This window comes from Daejeonella sp., from assembly GCF_017495225.1.
Classification (GTDB): Bacteria; Bacteroidota; Bacteroidia; order Sphingobacteriales; family Sphingobacteriaceae; genus Daejeonella.
The window spans coordinates 101,610-119,737 of sequence record NZ_JAFEIG010000023.1 but is presented as its reverse complement, the minus strand read 5'-3'; the positions used below and the strand labels follow the sequence as shown (position 1 = coordinate 119,737).

At 35.3% G+C, this 18,128-nt stretch carries 16 protein-coding genes; 7 read left to right on the top strand and 9 right to left on the bottom strand.

Translation table 11 applies throughout. The annotated features are described in order from the left end of the window. Positions 1-156: 156 nt before the first annotated feature. Positions 157-417, bottom strand: coding sequence for a hypothetical protein (locus tag QZ136_RS10520; protein WP_291403236.1), 261 nt, complete (start codon positions 415-417; stop codon positions 157-159). 372 nt (positions 418-789) lie between these two features. Here QZ136_RS10520 and QZ136_RS10515 point away from each other — a divergent pair, with 372 nt between their 5' ends. Then, positions 790-1,686 (top strand): carboxypeptidase-like regulatory domain-containing protein, encoded by an 897-nt coding sequence (locus QZ136_RS10515; protein ID WP_291403234.1) that lies wholly within the window; start codon positions 790-792, stop codon positions 1,684-1,686. An 811-nt stretch (positions 1,687-2,497) separates the two neighbouring features. Further along, complete coding sequence (locus tag QZ136_RS10510) at positions 2,498-4,168, top strand: glutamine--tRNA ligase/YqeY domain fusion protein (protein WP_291403232.1); 1,671 nt, start codon at positions 2,498-2,500, stop codon at positions 4,166-4,168. A gap of 3 nt (positions 4,169-4,171) precedes the next feature. Here QZ136_RS10510 and QZ136_RS10505 read toward each other — a convergent pair whose 3' ends face one another. The 6 genes from QZ136_RS10505 to truA all read right to left on the bottom strand — a co-directional run bounded on the left by QZ136_RS10505 (position 4,172) and on the right by truA (position 11,138). Next, positions 4,172-4,978, bottom strand: a complete 807-nt coding sequence (locus QZ136_RS10505; RefSeq protein WP_291403225.1) for an N-acetylmuramoyl-L-alanine amidase — start codon at positions 4,976-4,978, stop codon at positions 4,172-4,174. Between the two features lie 106 nt (positions 4,979-5,084). Beyond that, complete coding sequence (locus QZ136_RS10500; RefSeq protein WP_291403223.1) at positions 5,085-5,909, bottom strand: DUF4249 domain-containing protein; 825 nt, start codon at positions 5,907-5,909, stop codon at positions 5,085-5,087. Positions 5,910-5,920: 11 nt separating this feature from the next. Continuing rightward, positions 5,921-8,251 carry a TonB-dependent receptor gene (locus QZ136_RS10495; RefSeq protein WP_291403221.1) on the bottom strand — a complete coding sequence of 777 codons (2,331 nt, stop codon included), beginning with the start codon at positions 8,249-8,251 and terminating at the stop codon, positions 5,921-5,923. A 381-nt stretch (positions 8,252-8,632) separates the two neighbouring features. After that, on the bottom strand, positions 8,633-9,310 hold the full coding sequence (locus QZ136_RS10490) for an MCP four helix bundle domain-containing protein (protein WP_291403219.1): 678 nt from the start codon (positions 9,308-9,310) through the stop codon (positions 8,633-8,635). An 84-nt stretch (positions 9,311-9,394) separates the two neighbouring features. Further along, positions 9,395-10,237 carry a DUF2911 domain-containing protein gene (locus QZ136_RS10485; protein WP_291403217.1) on the bottom strand — a complete coding sequence of 281 codons (843 nt, stop codon included), beginning with the start codon at positions 10,235-10,237 and terminating at the stop codon, positions 9,395-9,397. Between the two features lie 88 nt (positions 10,238-10,325). Further along, the gene (truA, locus tag QZ136_RS10480; RefSeq protein WP_291403214.1) at positions 10,326-11,138 is read right to left on the bottom strand and encodes a tRNA pseudouridine(38-40) synthase TruA; all 813 of its coding nucleotides are present in this window, start codon (positions 11,136-11,138) and stop codon (positions 10,326-10,328) included. Positions 11,139-11,272: 134 nt separating this feature from the next. Here truA and QZ136_RS10475 point away from each other — a divergent pair, with 134 nt between their 5' ends. From QZ136_RS10475 to QZ136_RS10465, 3 genes are all read left to right on the top strand, one after another. Continuing rightward, entirely contained in the window at positions 11,273-11,872 is a 600-nt protein-coding gene (locus QZ136_RS10475; protein WP_291403212.1) for a hypothetical protein, read from the top strand. A 187-nt stretch (positions 11,873-12,059) separates the two neighbouring features. Beyond that, positions 12,060-12,587, top strand: a complete 528-nt coding sequence (locus QZ136_RS10470) for a hypothetical protein (protein ID WP_291403210.1) — start codon at positions 12,060-12,062, stop codon at positions 12,585-12,587. A 64-nt stretch (positions 12,588-12,651) separates the two neighbouring features. Next, positions 12,652-13,881: an MFS transporter gene (locus QZ136_RS10465; protein WP_291403208.1), complete on the top strand. Its 1,230-nt coding sequence runs from the start codon at positions 12,652-12,654 to the stop codon at positions 13,879-13,881. 84 nt (positions 13,882-13,965) lie between these two features. Here QZ136_RS10465 and QZ136_RS10460 read toward each other — a convergent pair whose 3' ends face one another. Both QZ136_RS10460 and QZ136_RS10455 read right to left on the bottom strand, forming a co-directional pair. Further along, positions 13,966-15,282 (bottom strand): DUF3887 domain-containing protein, encoded by a 1,317-nt coding sequence (locus QZ136_RS10460; protein WP_291403206.1) that lies wholly within the window; start codon positions 15,280-15,282, stop codon positions 13,966-13,968. A gap of 118 nt (positions 15,283-15,400) precedes the next feature. Then, positions 15,401-15,994, bottom strand: a complete 594-nt coding sequence (locus QZ136_RS10455) for an LEA type 2 family protein (RefSeq protein ID WP_291403204.1) — start codon at positions 15,992-15,994, stop codon at positions 15,401-15,403. Between the two features lie 178 nt (positions 15,995-16,172). Between QZ136_RS10455 and QZ136_RS10450 the strand changes: the two genes are divergently transcribed. Continuing rightward, a complete protein-coding gene (locus QZ136_RS10450) occupies positions 16,173-17,147 on the top strand; it encodes a glycerophosphodiester phosphodiesterase family protein (protein WP_291403201.1) in 975 nt (324 codons plus the stop codon). A gap of 100 nt (positions 17,148-17,247) precedes the next feature. After that, complete coding sequence (locus QZ136_RS10445; protein WP_291403199.1) at positions 17,248-18,123, top strand: YihY/virulence factor BrkB family protein; 876 nt, start codon at positions 17,248-17,250, stop codon at positions 18,121-18,123. The last annotated feature ends 5 nt before the right edge of the window (positions 18,124-18,128 follow it).

Below are 18,128 nucleotides of genomic sequence, written 5' to 3'. Positions count from 1 at the left end.
CACGAAATAATAATATTAAGATGCCTTGTATAGGTTTGAATGAATCTATGGATAAGAGCTATTCATGGGTAAAAAATGAGTACTCAAAGGGAAACAAAAATTGGCGGCTGTTTGACTTCCCTAACAAGCCCGCCAATTTTATGATGAATATTATAGTTAATCAACTATAGATCTCGGATCAATTGGCATGTTACAAGACGCTTCGATTGAAATACGGCTTTGCCCGACCGGTATCCAAAAAAAATAGGTTGTAACTACATAATCATCGTAGCATTTGTCGGTAGCTGCATCATAATACCTTGATCCATCCTGGTCGTACGCTTTGCCAAATGCTTTGGCGGATGCTGCAAGGCTTGAACAAACAAGAGACAAACAAATTGCCACGGTAGCAAGTCTTTTAAACATTTTTTTCTTCATGATTAAATTTTATTAAATTTTACGATGTAATTTAATAATAAATTAATATTAAAAAAAATATATATTTTTAAAATTAATATTTTTTACCTCGATTTTCAGAGAGTTTAACGTAGCGCTTCTCCGGATTGGCAAATGAAGAGGGGTCTCCAGACTCCTGTAATCTACATTTTAAAAATTAAGGAAAAACGCATTTAGTGGTTTTATTTGGAAATGAGATTCTTTATACTCATGAAAACCCAACTGCTTTAGGCTAATACTGTACAACAGCCCTTATGTTGTTTAGAAAATCAATTTTGATAATCGATGGAAAATCTAAGGACAGTAGAGTAAAAGATATATCTTTGAAATGATAAAGACTTATTTTTAAATTTTATGAGCAATATAATAAAGGTTTTTACCACAGTATTCTTTAATTATACCATCATCTTTACAAACTTGTACGCTCAAGATACGATTAGCGGAGTCGTAAAGTCCTCTAATGGCGAAGTTATTCCATATGTTACGGTTACAATAAATAATAAAAACACCCTAACCGATCTTAATGGCAGATATCAATTTTCTGTCAAAACCATTAGCAGTACTGACACTATAACCTTCAGTTGTATTGGTTACCAGTCAGAAGAACGGGTATTCAATAGATTAATTAAAGATCCAAACATTATCTTAAATCAGAAAAGTTATTTATTAGATGAAGTATCAATTAATATTGGCTTGAAGCATAAAGTTGAGAAGTGGGGCAATACTGGGAACAATTTATTCAACAAGCTTTTGTCTAGGGTAAATGATCAATATGCCTTGTTTATAGAAAATCCTTCAGGAAAACCATATTTAGTTCAGTCCATCAATTATTACATAAAAGAACAAGTTGGCGGAAGCTATAAAGGGCCTTTCAGGGTACGTGTATATTCCAAGAGTAAATCAAATGGAGGGCCTGACAAGGATTTACTGATAGACAATATCATCGTCAGAGCAAAACGAAAAAACAGCTGGTTCAAAGTTGATATCAGTAAGTATCAAATCGAAATGCCAAATGATGGACTGTTTGTCGCAATGGAAATATTACCGGAAGATAGTTATGAAATTGGGCCATCAAAAAAAACACGAAATAATAATATTAAGATGCCTTGTATAGGTTTGAATGAATCTATGGATAAAAGCTATTCATGGGTAAAAAATGAGTACTCAAAGGGAAACAAAAATTGGCGGGTGTTTGACTTACCTAATAACCGCACCAATTTTATGATGAATATTATAGTTAATCAACTATAGATCCCGGATCAATTGGCATGTTACAAGACGCCAAAGCATTTGGCAAAGCCTTGTGTGTTTGGGCGGGGCATTGTTTTACCCTTCAGTAAAACGCAGCCCGAGCGCTTTTGGCTTTTGTGTGTGGTGGGTATGAGCTCCAAAGGAGTCCTTCGGACCAGCTGCCTTGGTCCAAAGGACTCCCTTGGAGTGGAAAAAAAGGGCTTTTGTTTCTTTTGGCCTTCAAAAGAAAGAGTATTCAATTTCGTTTTGTTGTTAATAGCACGATAGTGATATTAGTGATATTTCCCGCTCATTGCCGCGGAGGCTAGTCCTTTTTCTGTAGGAAAAAAGAGACCAAAACCCCACCGCTGCGTCTGATGCTATGAAAGGCAGTGCTTTGACAAGGGTAAATCATTGCCGCACCAGCCAAGGCGGAAGAAAGCTTGGGGAAAGACAGTGCAAGCTAATCCTGCTAAATGATTTTATATATATTTCTTAGCGTCGTTTTTAAAAACTACTGTAAAATGGACTTGGATTTTAGGCGTTATGCCCCACTGTTCGTAGACTTCAGCGCAGCGGTGTCTACGGATTATTCAATGATTGGAGTCTTCAGACTCTTTACAAGCGCTAGATGAGGCTCCTATATCTGTCATCCCAAAAGTAGAGAGGGAACTTCGTGAGAAAAAGCAAAATTGTGCTAAGAAAACTAAGCTGCATCATAATACCTTGATCCATCCTGGTCGTACGCTTTGCCAAATGCTTTGGCGGATGCTGCAAGAATCCTTAAATCTAAAGGTAAATTTTGCTATTTTTGCAACCTGTAAAATCTATTATGAGCGAAGAAAGATCATTAAATTTTTTAGAAGAAATCATTGAAGAAGATCTTAGCAATGGTAAAAATGGTGGTCGTATCTTAACGCGATTTCCACCAGAGCCTAATGGTTACCTCCATATTGGCCATGCTAAATCCATTTGTTTAAACTTCGGAATTGCCAAAAAATATAATGGCAAAACCAATTTAAGATTTGATGATACTAACCCAACTACCGAAGATGTGGAGTATGTGGATAGCATCAGAGAGGACATAAAATGGCTTGGTTTTGAATGGGATAAGGAATTATACTCATCCGATTATTTTGATCAGCTCTATGATTTTGCTGTAGCATTAATAAAAATGGGCTTAGCCTATGTGGATGATAGCACAGCGGAAGAAATTGCTGCTGCTAAGGGAAGTCCGACTGAGCCCGGCAAGCCAACCCCTAATAGAAGCAGAAGCATTGAAGAAAATCTTCAGCTTTTTGAAGATATGAAGGATGGAAAATACCCAGATGGTGCAAAGGTTTTGCGTGCTAAAATTGATTTAGCATCACCAAATATGCACCTTCGTGATCCATTGATGTATCGTATTAAACATGCTCATCATCATCGTACTGGTGATAAATGGTGTCTTTATCCGATGTATGATTTTGCTCATGGGCAATCGGATGCGATTGAGGAAATTACCCATTCTATTTGTACGCTTGAATTTGTTCCGCATCGCCCACTTTATGAGTGGTTTATACAGCAGTTAAATATTTTTCCTTCTAAGCAATATGAATTTGCTCGTTTAAATATCAATTATACGGTAATGAGCAAGCGTAAATTGCTTCAGTTGGTTAACGAAAATTACGTAACTGGCTGGGATGATCCACGCATGCCTACCATTAGTGGTTTACGCCGTCGTGGATATACGCCGCTATCGATTCGTAATTTTAGTGAAAGAATTGGGGTTGCCCGACGAGAAAATCAAATCGACTTAGGTTTATTAGAATTTTGCATTCGCGAAGATTTAAATAAGTCGGCTTGGAGAAGAATGGCAGTTATTGATCCAGTAAAATTGATCATCACTAATTATCCAAAAGGCCAAACTGAATTGCTTGAGGGTGAAAATAATCCTGAAGTTGAGGGAGGCGAAGGTGTACGTAGCATTCCATTTAGTTCGGAGCTTTGGATTGAGCGTGATGATTTTATGGAGGAGCCAACTAAGAAGTATTTCCGTTTGGGTCCGGGATTAATGGTTCGTTTAAAACATGCTTATATCATTCAGTGTGATTCTTTTGTAAAGGATGATTCTGGCCGTGTTACTGAAATCCATTGTACCTATATCCCTGAATCTAGAAGTGGAAATGATACCAGTGGAATTCATGTAAAGGGTACCATTCATTGGTTAAATGTAGAAAGTGCAAAAACAGCAGAAATACGCCTTTACGATAGATTATTCCGTGTTGAAGATCCTTCAAATGAGGAAGGCGACTTTAAAGATTATATAAATCCTGAAAGTTTAACCGTGATTAAAAATGCCTTAATTGAACCTGATTTGGCTAATGCTGTACCTGGTTTTGGCTATCAATTCATCCGCAAAGGTTATTTTACATTGGATACGGATTCAAGACCAGATTACCTAGTATTTAATCGTACGGTAACTCTTAAGGATGCTTGGGCTAAGGAGCTTAAAAAATCTTAATTTTTATAAGTACTTCTTATAAAGATTAAAGAGTATTTTTCTTTCTTCCTCGTTCAATACGCCTGTAATTTCTTTTTGCACAAAATGCAATTGGAAAGATTTTTGTGCGTTCACCGGATTTTTGATGTCATAACCAATAATTCGGAGTGCTTCGAGATGATTAAATGTTTCGGGTACAGAATCAACTAAAATAGAGTCTTGCCATAATCCATAGCCATTATCGGCTAGTTTTTTCCATGGGAAATTGATATTGGGATCTACTTTTCTGCCTGGTGCAATGTCTGAGTGACCAATAAAATTGGCTGCAGGAATACCGTGCGACTTTTTAAGTTTTGCCAATACCTCCATTAGACTATTAATTTGCGCTTCCGAAAAGGTTTCAAATCCATCATTGTCGAGCTCAATACCTATGGATCCAGAATTAATATCCGTTAAATTACCCCATTTTGCTGCTCCACCATGCCAAGCTCTTAAAAGATCATGCAACATCTGATAAACCTTCCCATCTCTACCAATAACATAGTGAGCACTTACTTGTGTTCTAGGCAATGTGAAAGTTTTAAGGGTTTGCTCGGTTGATTTTTGAGCGGTGTGGTGTATAATGACATAGTTAGGCTTTCTAAGTCCGAAATTGGTAGTACCTACAAAGTCCTCACCACCTGGGTTAATTGGCTTAGTCCGAATCACTTTGCTAAGCTCTTTTGTTTGTTTTTTATAGACCTTATTCGTGGGACCGTAAGGATTTGTTGAACAAGAGGCAAGGATTATATTAAATCCCGCTAAAACCAGCAAAGTAGACTTAAAACGCATAGATATATTTGAAATTTAAGCCAAAATACAAAAATGAATCTTTCTATTTTATGAAAGAAAATGATTTATTGCATTTTTTACTTCGCAAGCTATATTTATGAGTCAATTATTTCAGTATAACACTAATGCTAGATTTAGTATAAGCGCTAAAAATACCTAGTGCTCCATTATTAAAATTGGAGTCGGGATTTGCGGGTGCTACTGGCGGACCGCCATTCCCATCTATTTGACTGATAGCGAAATAGTATTTAAACACTTTTCTGTCGATAGATTGCATTTCAATATCAATGGTATCTCCTGATTTAATGTCATCACCATCATAAATGATGATATCTGAAACTTCGTTTCCATCATTAAAACGGTCTTCAAATACAATATCAGATTGGAATTTATTATTGATTTTTAAGATGTATCGATACTGGTTTTGAATGTTCGCAGGATCTTTATAAAAAACAGTTGGATAAATGGTTGTATTTCCGAAAAAATTAAGTTTTTTAAAGCCAATAGAATCTGGAACTACGGGAAAAGGCATGGTGGACTCTGCGGTATAAACTTTGCCATCGGCTAGTACTTCAAGCTTATATTTAGTGCCTGGTATTCCTTTAAATTGCTGACTTTTATACAAACCATCTGACACTTCTGCAAAATTAATGCTAGAGCCGCTAGTTGTGCTCAAAGTTACTTTTGCACCTTTAAAACCATTGAATGTATTGTTAGTACTAAATGGGATGGTTTTTGAGATCCTAACATATTGATTTTCAAGCTGATCACTCACATTGCCTTCGATAACAATTTTGGGTTCTGCATTTTCTAGATCAAGGTCGATTACTTTTTCACAAGACGAAAAAATGGATAATCCTATCAAAAGCATTAGTAAAGCTTTGAATTTTGAAGAAGGAGTTAGTGGCGAAAGACTTTTATGTAAATTCATAATTGCTATTGTTAAAACTTAAAGTTCCAAGTAATTGATGGGATAATGCCGAATAAGGTTGTTCTTACGGCTTGCGTTCTACTCTTATCGTCTGGGTCGTCTCTAAAGTCGATTGAATAAGCATTTTTACGATTGTAAAGGTTGTAAACACCAAAAGACCAGCTAGATTGAAGTTTTTTACCTGGTTTTCCCTCTAAAGTAGCAGAAAAATCAAGTCGGTGATAATCAGGCATTCGATTTGAGTTGCGCTCTGGGTAGTAAAATACGGTATTTCCATTTAATTGGTATTTTCCTGCAGGAAAAGTTACTGCATTTCCAGTATTATAAACGAAAGTTGATGAGAAAGTCCAGCGCTCACTTGCCTTATAAATACCAACTAAGGATAAATCATGTGTACGATCTTGTTTTGCAAAAAACCATTTTCCATTATTAATATCGTTAAACTGGCGTTCAGTTTTTGAAAGTGTATAACCAATCCATCCATTTATTTTGCCGAAGCGTTTTTTGAAAAATAATTCAATACCATAAGCCCTACCATCTCCGAAAAGCAGGTCGGCTTCTACATTTCTATTTCCGCGTAGATCTGTTCCGCTTCGGTACTCAATCTGACCTTGCATTTGTTTATAGTAAACTTCTGCAGAGAACTCATAATTATCATCCTTTAAATTTCTGAAATAACCTAGCGCTACTTGATCAGCAATTTCTGGTCTTACATTATTACTACTCATAATATAAAGATCTGTTGGTGATCCAGCAGTAGAATTAGACATGAGGTGTAAATTCTGCGTGTTACGTGTATATGAGCTTTTAAATGACGAGAAAGGGTTTATTTGATAGCTTAGCGAAACTCTTGGTTCAAGATTGATATAAGTCTTAACAAGATCTCCGCTTGAATATGTCTTTGTGCTTAAGATATTTCCATCCTGATCATAATTAGAAAAACTTCCAGGACCTAAGAGAAAAAATGAACTAGCTCTTAGTCCGTAAACTACATTAATACGATCATTCATTTCCCATTCATCAGAAATATAGGCTGCAATTTCATTGCCTCTACGTTTTTCAACGGTTACCTCATTCACGCTTGATGTTTGACTTGCCGTGATATCACCTGGAGAAATAGTATGTTGAATTAGGTCAACTCCAAAGCGAATGTTATGGCTATTATTTAGCGCTAATTGAAAATCTTGTTTTAGGTTAAAATCTCTAATTGATGAGTTTACCTTGAAATTATTTTCTTCTAAAAAGTTCTCAATTACATAGTTGTAATTACTGTAAATTAGGGAGGTGTTTGAAAACAATCGATTACTGTATAAATGATTCCATCTCAAAGTTGCTGTAGTATTTCCCCAGCCAAATCCGAAGGTTTCACTCAGCCCAAGTTCATCACGTCCAAAGTATCCAGATAGGTAAAGGGTGTTTTTATCATCAATTTGATAGTTTGCCTTGGCATTCAGGTCGTAGAAATAAAGCGTATTATTTTTGATGGAGCTATCACCAGAAAATGCTAAAAACGCATCTGCATAGGTTCTTCTGCCACTAATCATGAATGAACCTTTATCTTTTACGATAGGCCCCTCGAGCTTTAATCTGGAAGAAATTAAACCAATTCCCCCCTCTGCGGTATATTCCTTTTTATTTCCATCATTCATGCGAATGTCTAAAACAGATGATAATCTTCCGCCATATTGAGCGGGCATACCACCTTTAAATACACTTACATCTTTAATAGCGTCTGAGTTAAAGGTGGAGAAGAAACCTAAAAGATGTGATGCATTATAAACTGGTGCCTCATCCAATAAAATTAGATTTTGATCGGTTGATCCACCACGAACATAAAAACCGCTATTTCCTTCACCTGCCGACTTTATTCCGGGCAATAATTGTAGGGTTTTTAAAATGTCGCGCTCTCCAAAAAGTACGGGTACGTTTCTAATTTCACTCAGATTAATTTTGGCAAAGCCCATTTGCGCATTTACCACATTATCATTTCTTTTTTCAGCACTGATTACAATTTCATCAATTAAGTTATCTGAAACCATATTTAGGTCCAGTTTTGTGTCTGCGCTGATGGTAACTTTTTTTAAGATTGTTTTATAACCAACATAACTTACGCTTAGATCATAAGTCCCAGAATTTAATTTATATGAAAAAAATCCATAGGCATTTGTACTAGTCCCTACTTGAGTTTTTCCATTAAATTTTAGGCTTACACCAATTAAGGTTTCTCCAGAAAGTGAATCTCTTACCACTCCATTTATAGTATAACTCTCTTGTGCTAAACTATTTGCAGAAAAAACAAATAAGAATGTGATGGAAATTAGGAATGATTTTATTAGGTGCATTCTGTTTAAATTAAAAGAAGGAACAATAATTTTAGATTAAAAATATTAATGATCTTAAATGCAAAGTTAAGGAATAATGTAATGCATTTTTTGTTCGATCAAATGTTTGACAATAATCTTATAATGAATTGTTTAAATAAATTTTTAAACTGATATAGTATAGAATCAATAATTTTAATCGATAGCAAAATAATATTGGGGAATTTTAAGGCATGGCCTTTAAAAAACGATGTCATTATAACCTGCCTTTCCGCAGGTGAGGCACCTTCGTTTTCTTAGCACAATTTTGCTTTCCTGCAATATTTCCCTCTCTAGGTTCGGGATGACAGGTGCTATTTCGTCGTTTAACTGCAATTCTCGGAACTAAAATCGCTATGATATTTAATTAAGAGTGTATTTCTCTTGTTTCAAAATCACCTGTTTATCGGTAATAATTAGAATCATTATAATTAATCCAAGTATGATTGCTACTACAATTTGTAGTTGAGAAATTAGACTGGAACTTGATTGACTTTTACTGGATTCGGCTAATAATTCTTTGCCTATCTGTGTTTGTACTTGGGTAAGTAAAATTAAATCTTGGTCGATATTCTCATAGAAATTAATGGTTGTATTGAGATATAAATTTTTTGCGAATTCTTTATTATCTAAACTTGCATTAATTAATAAAAGCTCATCCCGTTCAAAAATTTTTAAATTTTTTTTGAGGTTTTGAAGATGGTTTGTTTCAGCCTTAACCAAATAAGTTTTTTCATATTTATTAATCAGTGTATCTAATTGCTTGTTTTCTAAGGACAGCACATTTTTGATTTCTTCAACACTTATTTTATCCGTAAAAAGGAAGGATACCAATTTATTACGTTTGTTTTGGATATGCCCCGAAATTAAATATAGGTCTACGGCAGGAATTAATCGGTCCTCATAAATGGACCGGAATGATTTGGAGATTTTATTAACGTTATAGCTCTCCCAAAGGCTCAACAAAATAATCAATAGCATCATAATGGCTAGCGCAATGGCTAATCTGATTTTCCGTTGAATTGCGAAGGCCCATTTCATAATTTATTGCTTTTGGAAATAAATCTAATTTAACAAATAAAGCCTTCAATTTGAAGGCTTTATGTAAGTATTTTAAAACAAAAATTAGCGGCTTGCCTCAGTAAGTATGTTTTGGTTCAAGCGAATATATTCAACATTATTAACCGCTTTTGCTGCTTCTATACCCGCTTTCGCAGTTTCTGCTGCACCAATTTTATCTCCTGATTTTAACTGGATACGTGCTTTTTGATATTTGAACCAAGGTGCTTTAGGGTCTGCAGCCTCTGCCATGCTAATCCACTCTAGTGCTTTTTTTAAATTTTTACCATTTTCAAAATAATATACTGCAGCAGGATAATATGGTTTTTTATCCATTTTCATTGCTTCCTCAATACTAGCCATTACCTTCGCATCAACATCTGTAGTCATTTTTATAGAAACCTTAAAGTTATCCCAAACTAAATCAAGATTGGCACTTGAAGTCATCACATTACTAAACTGAATACTGAATGTTTCTGTCTTTTCACTAATTTTAATAGGCTTCACTTTAAATCGTAAAACATCTTCTGATTGTTTATACTGATAAGAGCCCCATTGCTTGGTTTCCTTATTTAAAATAATAGTCCATTCATCTTTTCCTGGGATAGTAAAAATAGCATATTCGCCTGCTGGAACGGCATTTCCTTCTATGCTAACCGCATCCGTAAAGCTGATCACTGTGGCATCATTTGCACCTGTACGCCATACTTCACCAAAAGGAGCTAAATCTTTCTCTACACTTCTTCCCTTAATGTTGGGGCGTGAATATTTGACAGTTACCTTACCCAATCCAAATTCTTGAATAATTGTTTGAGAGCTACTTGCTTGCGGCATTTTAAGCTGTGCAAAACTACTTTCAGAGAACATAGTTAATAATGCGGCAGTTAAAAGAACTAATATTTTTTTCATGTTATTTAGGTTAAAAATTATGGTCTAATTTATCGGATTAAAGATGAATATTTGTGTCTAAATTGTAAAAACCCAAAATTAAGCACGATTAAGGGCTTACAATAATTTCTTTCCAATACCCGCTATCTTCAGCATTTAAAAACTTCGCTTTAGGCTCCATATCGAGAAATGGATATTTAACCCTTGATAGGAATAGTCCTTGAGGATGCGCTGGTAAGATTTTATCAGGGATATTTCTTGATATTAGGTGACTTTCAAATTCGTCTACGCTGAGTGTTTTGTCGCCAATTTCGATTAGTTTTCGGGCAATAATTCGTATCATACGACCTAAAAACCGGTTTGAAGAGATGCTAAATCGGATTCTATCTCCATCTTGATTCACAAAAAGCTGAGCCGATGAAACACGACAAATGGTATGTTCATTTTTATCAGGTGATTTACAAAACGCCCGGTAATCTTCATATTGTGGCAGTAGATTAACTGCTTTTCTCATTTGATTTAAATCAAATTCTTTCCTTAGATAAAGAGAGCTACTCTGACTTAAAAAGGGGTCTTTATAAGTATGAATAAAATAGTCGTAAGATCTTTGGATAGCATCAAATCGAGCATGTGGTTCTCCATCTACAGGAATAATGTCAAATAGAGCAATATCATCTGGAAGGATGCGGTTTAATCTAAAAAAGAGGTCGAAATTCCAAGATTTCTCCATATCCATATGGAAAAAATACTGGCTTGCATGAACACCGGCATCAGTTCGACCGCAACCATAAATTGTGATTGGCTTTTTAAAGATTTTAGCAAGTTTTTCTTCGATTATTTCCTGTACACTGAGCTTATCTGGCTGTCTTTGCCAACCGAAGTAATTGCTTCCTTTATAGCCTATATGTACGAAATATCTCAAAATTGATAATTTAATTTGCTAAGCTAATAATGAATTTTTAATTCTAAGCTCTTATCGTAAAGGTTAATTATTTAAAATTTTTGTATTTTTGTATTTCGCTTTCCTATAAAAGCATAAAATAACAAGCTATTATTATGAGAACTATTGTGATTGTTGGTGCAGTTGTACTTTCTGGTGCAGCCATTATTGGATTAATGGTTAATGAAAGAAATAAAGAGGCTCAGCCTTCGTTTTCTAGTCAAGGAATACCTCAAATGACTGCGGATACCTCAGGTACTGCAAATACCTCAGGCAATCCAACACTTAATCCTGCTCATGGTAAGCCAGGACACCGTTGTGATCTTGCAGTTGGTGCACCACTAACTGGTGATGCTAAAACCGCAATTCCTTCTGCTGGAATGCCAACAACTGCTATTCCAAGCACAGCTACAACTAGCCAAGTAAATACTACTACACAAGCTGCACCTGCTGGTATGACCCTAAATCCAGCGCATGGTAAGCCTGGACACCGTTGCGATATTTCTGTTGGTGCTCCTTTAAACTCCGCACCTAACAAGGCAGTAGCTACTACCCAAACACAAACTGTTAAATCTGCTCCGGTTAGTCAGGCTGCACCTGCAGGTTTAAAAATTAATCCAGCTCATGGTAAGCCAGGTCACCGTTGTGATCTTGCAGTTGGTGCCCCTTTAACAGGTAGCGCGGGTTCAAAACTAACTACAGATTCAATAAAATAAGTTGAATTCTACAGAATTAAACGATAAAACATTTCTTTATTTGATTTATCAGAGATAGATTATCACCCATAGGTGATAATTTATTTCTCATTTAGAATTTAAAATAATGTAAATTGTAATGCAATATTTAATTATTTAATTTATTTTCGCATATCGCAAAATGATTATCTAAAATTGAATTTTAAGCATGAAAGAGCATAAGGGTATGCGCCCACAAGACATTGTGGTTCTATTAAAACTTATTATAGATTCTGAACAGGATCTTCGTATTAAAAATCTTTCTTCAAAACTTTTCATCAGTTCGTCAGAAATAAGCGAATCATTAAATCGATCAGCAATTGCCAAACTCATTGATCCTTTAAATAGGACAGTGAATAAAGAGGCTTTTTTATTGTTTTTGGAGCATGGTTTTCCCTATGTTTTCCCTGCAAAGCTTGGTTCTTTAACAAAAGGCCATTTTACAGCACATTCAGAGTCGTCTCTTTATTTGAGTTTTTCGTCTGAAGAAAAATTAGTTTGGCCTGATCTGCAGGGTAAAGAAAAAGGCTCTAGTATCCAGCCATTATACCCCAATATAACTAAAGCGATATTAACAGACCGTTTACTTTATAAACTACTCGCTTTATGTGATATTATCCGTATCGGAAACACTGCCGATAAAAGTAAGGCTGTTTGGCAAATAAGAGAGATATTTTATTCTAGAGGATCAGTTTAGAATTTATTATTTTGCTCGCTTTTTTAAATAATTGGGCTGATATTTACGCCATTGAAAATGAACAATGGAAAAAGATATTGCCGAGAGTCCTAAAATACCCTCCAAAAGTATAAACTCAAGTAAAGCTGGAAAAGCGGTTTATCCAATTCTGATTGCAATAAGTATTTCACATCTGCTAAATGATACATTGCAATCAATTATTCCAGCTATTTACCCGGTTGTGAAGGAGTCTTTTAGTCTTAATTTTGCACAAATCGGACTAATTACACTCACTTTTCAGCTTGCAGCGTCTATTTTTCAGCCTTTTGTAGGATTTTATACCGATCGTAAACCAAAGCCATTTTCATTAGCGATTGGAATGGGATTTACCCTTGTCGGATTAATATTACTTTCAATTGCACCTAGTTTTGAATTTCTAATTTTTTCTGTCGGATTAGTGGGTATTGGTTCATCAATTTTCCACCCAGAGGCATCTAGAGTCGCTCATATGGCTTCTGGTGGTAGGAGGGGTATGGCACAATCTGTATTTCAATTAGGGGGTAATTTCGGAAGTGCTATTGGTCCGCTTTTAGCTGCACTTATCATCGTTCCATACGGTCAATCAAATATTGTTTGGTTTTCGGCACTCGCAATTTTGGCGATTTTCATTTTGTTTAATATTGGAAAATGGTATCAAAGGAAGGTGAAAATTAAAGCAAGAAGGCCGAGCATTGAACATAATGTATTCCATAATCTTTCCAAAAAGAAGGTTTTTATTTCGGTCGGTATTTTGATGATTTTAATCTTCTCAAAATATATTTATCTGGTGAGTATGACTAGTTACTATACTTTTTATATGATCCAAAAGTTTGGTGCTTCGGTACAAGATTCACAGGTATATCTCTTTATTTTCTTATTTGCTATAACTGTGGGGACTATTATTGGAGGACCATTAGGCGATCGTATTGGTCGTAAGTATGTGATTTGGGGATCAATTTTAGGAGTGGCACCCTTCTCTTTGCTATTGCCTTACATGAATTTATTCTGGACTGTTATTTTGACGATTCCAATTGGTGTGATTCTAGCATCTGCTTTTTCTGCAATACTAGTTTATGCTCAAGAACTTTTTCCCGGCAAGGTGGGGATGATTTCAGGTCTCTTTTTCGGCTATGCTTTCGGTCTTGCAGGTATAGGTTCAGCTTTATTGGGCGGTTTAGCCGATCGTACAAGCATCGAATATGTTTATCAAATCTGTGCCTATCTTCCTCTAATTGGTCTGATTACAGCATTTTTACCCAATATTGGGAAGAGTTGATTCGAATAATTTTAGTCATGAAATAAGCTTTCACAAAAAAGGAGATTAGAATACTAATCTCCTTTAAATTTTTCTTTTAGACTATTAATTAGTTTCTTTTATCCAGACTGCGATATCCTTAATTAAATTGATATCTACATTTGCCGGCAAGCGATATTGTGTCCCATTTCCCTTTTCCTCTTGTACTGATAAAAGATGATTTAAATCTGGATAGAGCTTAAACATGGAATTTTTATTTCCGGCCAATCCTGATTTCCAAATTTCAAAATCACGCACAGAAACTTGAAAATCTTTCTCACCCTGAACTACCAAAATGCGGTTTTTAAGTTTTTTGGCTGTCGCTACTTGATCATGATTATTTAAATCAACCCAATAAGATGCTGGAGCACCAAGAATTACTGAGTCGGGTGCAATAGCACCAAGTTTTAATAGCCTAGTCTTATCAATATCCATAGCTGATTCAAGAAACTGCTGCTTCCCTGCTGCACTAGTATCTCCCGATGCTTTATATAGATATTCATTTTGCTCAGTAATTAAATCCGCAAATTTTCTTGCTGGCGCTGCAGCTAAAATAATACCTTTTAAATGAGGTGCTAAACTTGCAATTCTAGGGGCTAACATCCCACCAAGGCTATGCCCGAAAATATAAATTTCTGCCTTATTTACTCCAGGAAGTGTGCCAGCTAAGGTGATTGCGGTTAATGCGTCATCAAGTACCTCTTCTTTTACGGTAAATGCATTATTGAAGGTGTTAGGATAAACCATTGAACGCTTAACATATCGAATGCTAGCTATTCCTTGTGCTGCTAAACCTGCTGCAAGGTCTTTAAATGGTTTATTTGAACCTACTGTTTGATCCATGTCGGCAGGCCCCGATCCATGAACCATAATCACAATTGGAAAATTCGAGACTTTTTTAGGGCTAGTGTAAACCCCCGCCATTTCACCTTCTGCAAATTTAATTTTTACCTCCTCTTCCTTGTAAAGACTTGTATCAGCATAGCTTGCTAGTTTATATGCAGACTCTGTAGGCTTAGGGGCAATAAAAAATCCCACTAATTTTTCGGATTTATTAAATACGAAGGTAAATGGCTGGGAGCCCTTGCTAAAACCACATGTAAGCAGTACTTGAAAATATTCACCTTGAACAGAACTTTTAGCTCCATCTACAGATTGGTAAGTTCCCAAACTATTTTCAAGTCTAAGCCAAAATAATTTAAGCTCGTCTACTGAAATCTGATTTTTTACACTTTCATCCATAAAATCGTGCGCTTCTTGAAACTTGCCCTGATTCATGGTTTCGAAAAACAGATCAGCACGATTCATAAGTGATATCACACTTTGAGAAAAACTCAGGTGACTAATAAATAGGAGTACAAATAGTATTTTTAAAAATTTCATTTTACAATTGAATTGTTTGATTCAGGTTTGAAAGATAAGAAAATTAAGATTGATGTTATTCGTAAATAAATAAGGCTGCAATTTAGATTTAAGAAGGTTAAAATTTTGACTACTCTAACTAATAAAGAATTCTACTACTTATTTCTTTATTAATGATTATGTAGCTAGGATATTTTATTAATTCTTTACCCAACATAAAACTAGGCCTTATTTTAATGGTTACCGTGCTTTTTTTCTCCTTAGGGCCATTCTTGGCTCCCGACATAAAGTCTAGTAGCTCTTTCATCGTTTCCCCATTCGATAAAAAGGAATAAATATTTGAATTTATTTGCACTGGAACAATGCTTGTTGCACCTGCTTCTAAATTTATCCTTTTGTCTACCATTCCTTTCGCAATCTCTTGGCCCTTTACCAAAACAATATAGTCAAACTGATTAATGACTGTACTTTTACTTGTGGGATTATAAATACTTAAATTAACATTCGCTTTTAAAGGAATGTTTTTTCTTAACATCGCCAAAGCTAAACCTGGAGCGCTACTTAAATCAAATGTTCTATTTTTAAACAATTCAGTCATGTCTTTGCCGGCCAGGTAAATATTATCTGCCGATTTAATATTATAAGTACAGTTTCCAAGAACATCTATTTTTCTGGATATACCGCAGCCCGATGCTAAAAATGTAATAATGTAGATTAAAAGGTATTTTTTCATGCTTAGCTTAACGCTTATTTTGTGCCAAATTATACCTTTTTCATAATAATTCAGTAAAATACCTTAAATATCAGACCAATTTGGCCGTTAAGTGCTATTTTTATGAGAATATATAGCACTCATTTCTATTATCATGTTTAACTCTATAAAGTTTAATTTTTTTCTAATTCTATTGAGTATGTCATTCTCAATATCAAGTGCTCAGCCAATTTTAAGTAATCATAGCTTTTCAAAAGATAATAATCTGATTGGTATTGTGAGCTTACCTGGAAAAATGGCAAAGTTTAAACTAATTGGCCAAAACGCTCATTTGTTTAAGTTAAACGGCAATAAACTTTACATTGAAGATGAAGCTATTAAACCGAATATTCAATATTATGATCTAACAATCAGGGCTTTAACATCTTCCGGACAGCAAGAGCAAACATTCAGATTGGTGCATGATGAATTCATAAAAAACAGGGTTATCGCCCATCGCGGATCGTGGAAAAATACGGGAGCAAGCGAAAATTCAATTGCTGCTTTAGAATTTGCCATTGCTATGGGATGCCAAGGCTCAGAATTTGATGTGCACATGTCTGCAGATTCGGTATTGGTAGTGAATCATGATCCAACTATCCAAGGTAAAACCATTCACGATACTAATGCGTCTGAATTGCTTAGTTTAAAATTGGCTAGCGGTGAAAATATGCCTTCTCTGGAATCTTATATTAAGGCTGGTATGACCCAAAATAAGACTAAATTAATCTTAGAGATTAAGCCAACAGTAAAAAGGGAAAGAGCGATAAAGCTTAGTCATAAGGTAATGGAGTTGGTGCAACGACTTAAAGCTCAAGCATGGATTGACTATATCAGTTTTGATTATGATATCTGTTTGGAGCTGCTTCGTATGGATCCAAATGCTAGGGTAGCTTATTTGAATGGGGATAAATCGCCGGAGATATTAGCAAAAGATAAATTATGGGGACTAGATTATAATCAAAGTGTATTTCAAAAAAATCCAGATTGGATTGCTCAGGCTAAAGAAAAAGGCTTGACTATCAATGCTTGGACCGTTAATGATCCTAAATTATTGCAATTTTTTCTGGATCAAAAAATAGACTTTATTACAACTAATGAACCCGAATTACTTCTTAAAATGACTGTTAAATAGTTTAATTAAGAGTAAATATTCGCAAATTTGCATTTGAAAATCAAAATTAGACTTGGCAATAAAGAATAATCAATTTCCTCAAATAACGAATTTCATTTCGATGATGCGGACATCTTTCGCTTTATTGAAATTAAATGATCCTTTGCGGATGGGCGCTGCAACGGCTTTTTTTGCCACATTTGCCTTGCCTCCCATTTTGATTATTTTCACTCAATTTTTCCGTTTTGCTGTCGACCCTACTGAACTTAGCTCCGAATTGATTGATCGACTAGGTCATATTTTAGGTACAAGTAGTGCGCAACAAGTGGAGGGTGTTTTAGTAGCCGTGACTGGATTAAGCCACAAATGGTACATCACATTTTTCGGATTTATCTTTTTAATTTTTGTTGCAACTACTCTTTTCGAGGTAATTAAAAATTCATTAGGCCAAATTTGGGATATTCGAGTGATGCCTAAACCGGGAATAGGATTCCGATTGAAATATCGTTTAAGATCATTGGTCATTATTTTTCTAGCAGGTGCTTTATTCCTTGTGGGTTTAGTCTTAGAAAGCTTTCAGGCAATTATGGGCAATTATATCGACGAGGTTTGGGGCGGTGGAGGCTGGTTTTTTAATCGTTTAATTAATGAACTCGTATTCGTTGTTGCACTAACTATTTGGCTGGCCTTTTTATTTAGATTCTTAACCGCTGGTCGCCCGAAATGGAAAATTAGTCTTATGGGCGCTTTTTTCACCGCCATCTTATTTACCATCGGGAAATGGATTTTAGGTTACCTGCTTATTGGAAGTAATATCAGTACAATTTATGGTGCATCTGGTTCAATGGTGCTCATCATGCTCTTTGTTTTTTATTCTGCTATGATATTTTATTATGGTGGCTGCTTTGTAAAAGTGTTGAGCGATACCTTCGAATCACCTATTCGGCCAGTTAGGAAGGCCTTTGCCATCGAAACGCAAGTAATTAAACCAGAATAATATTT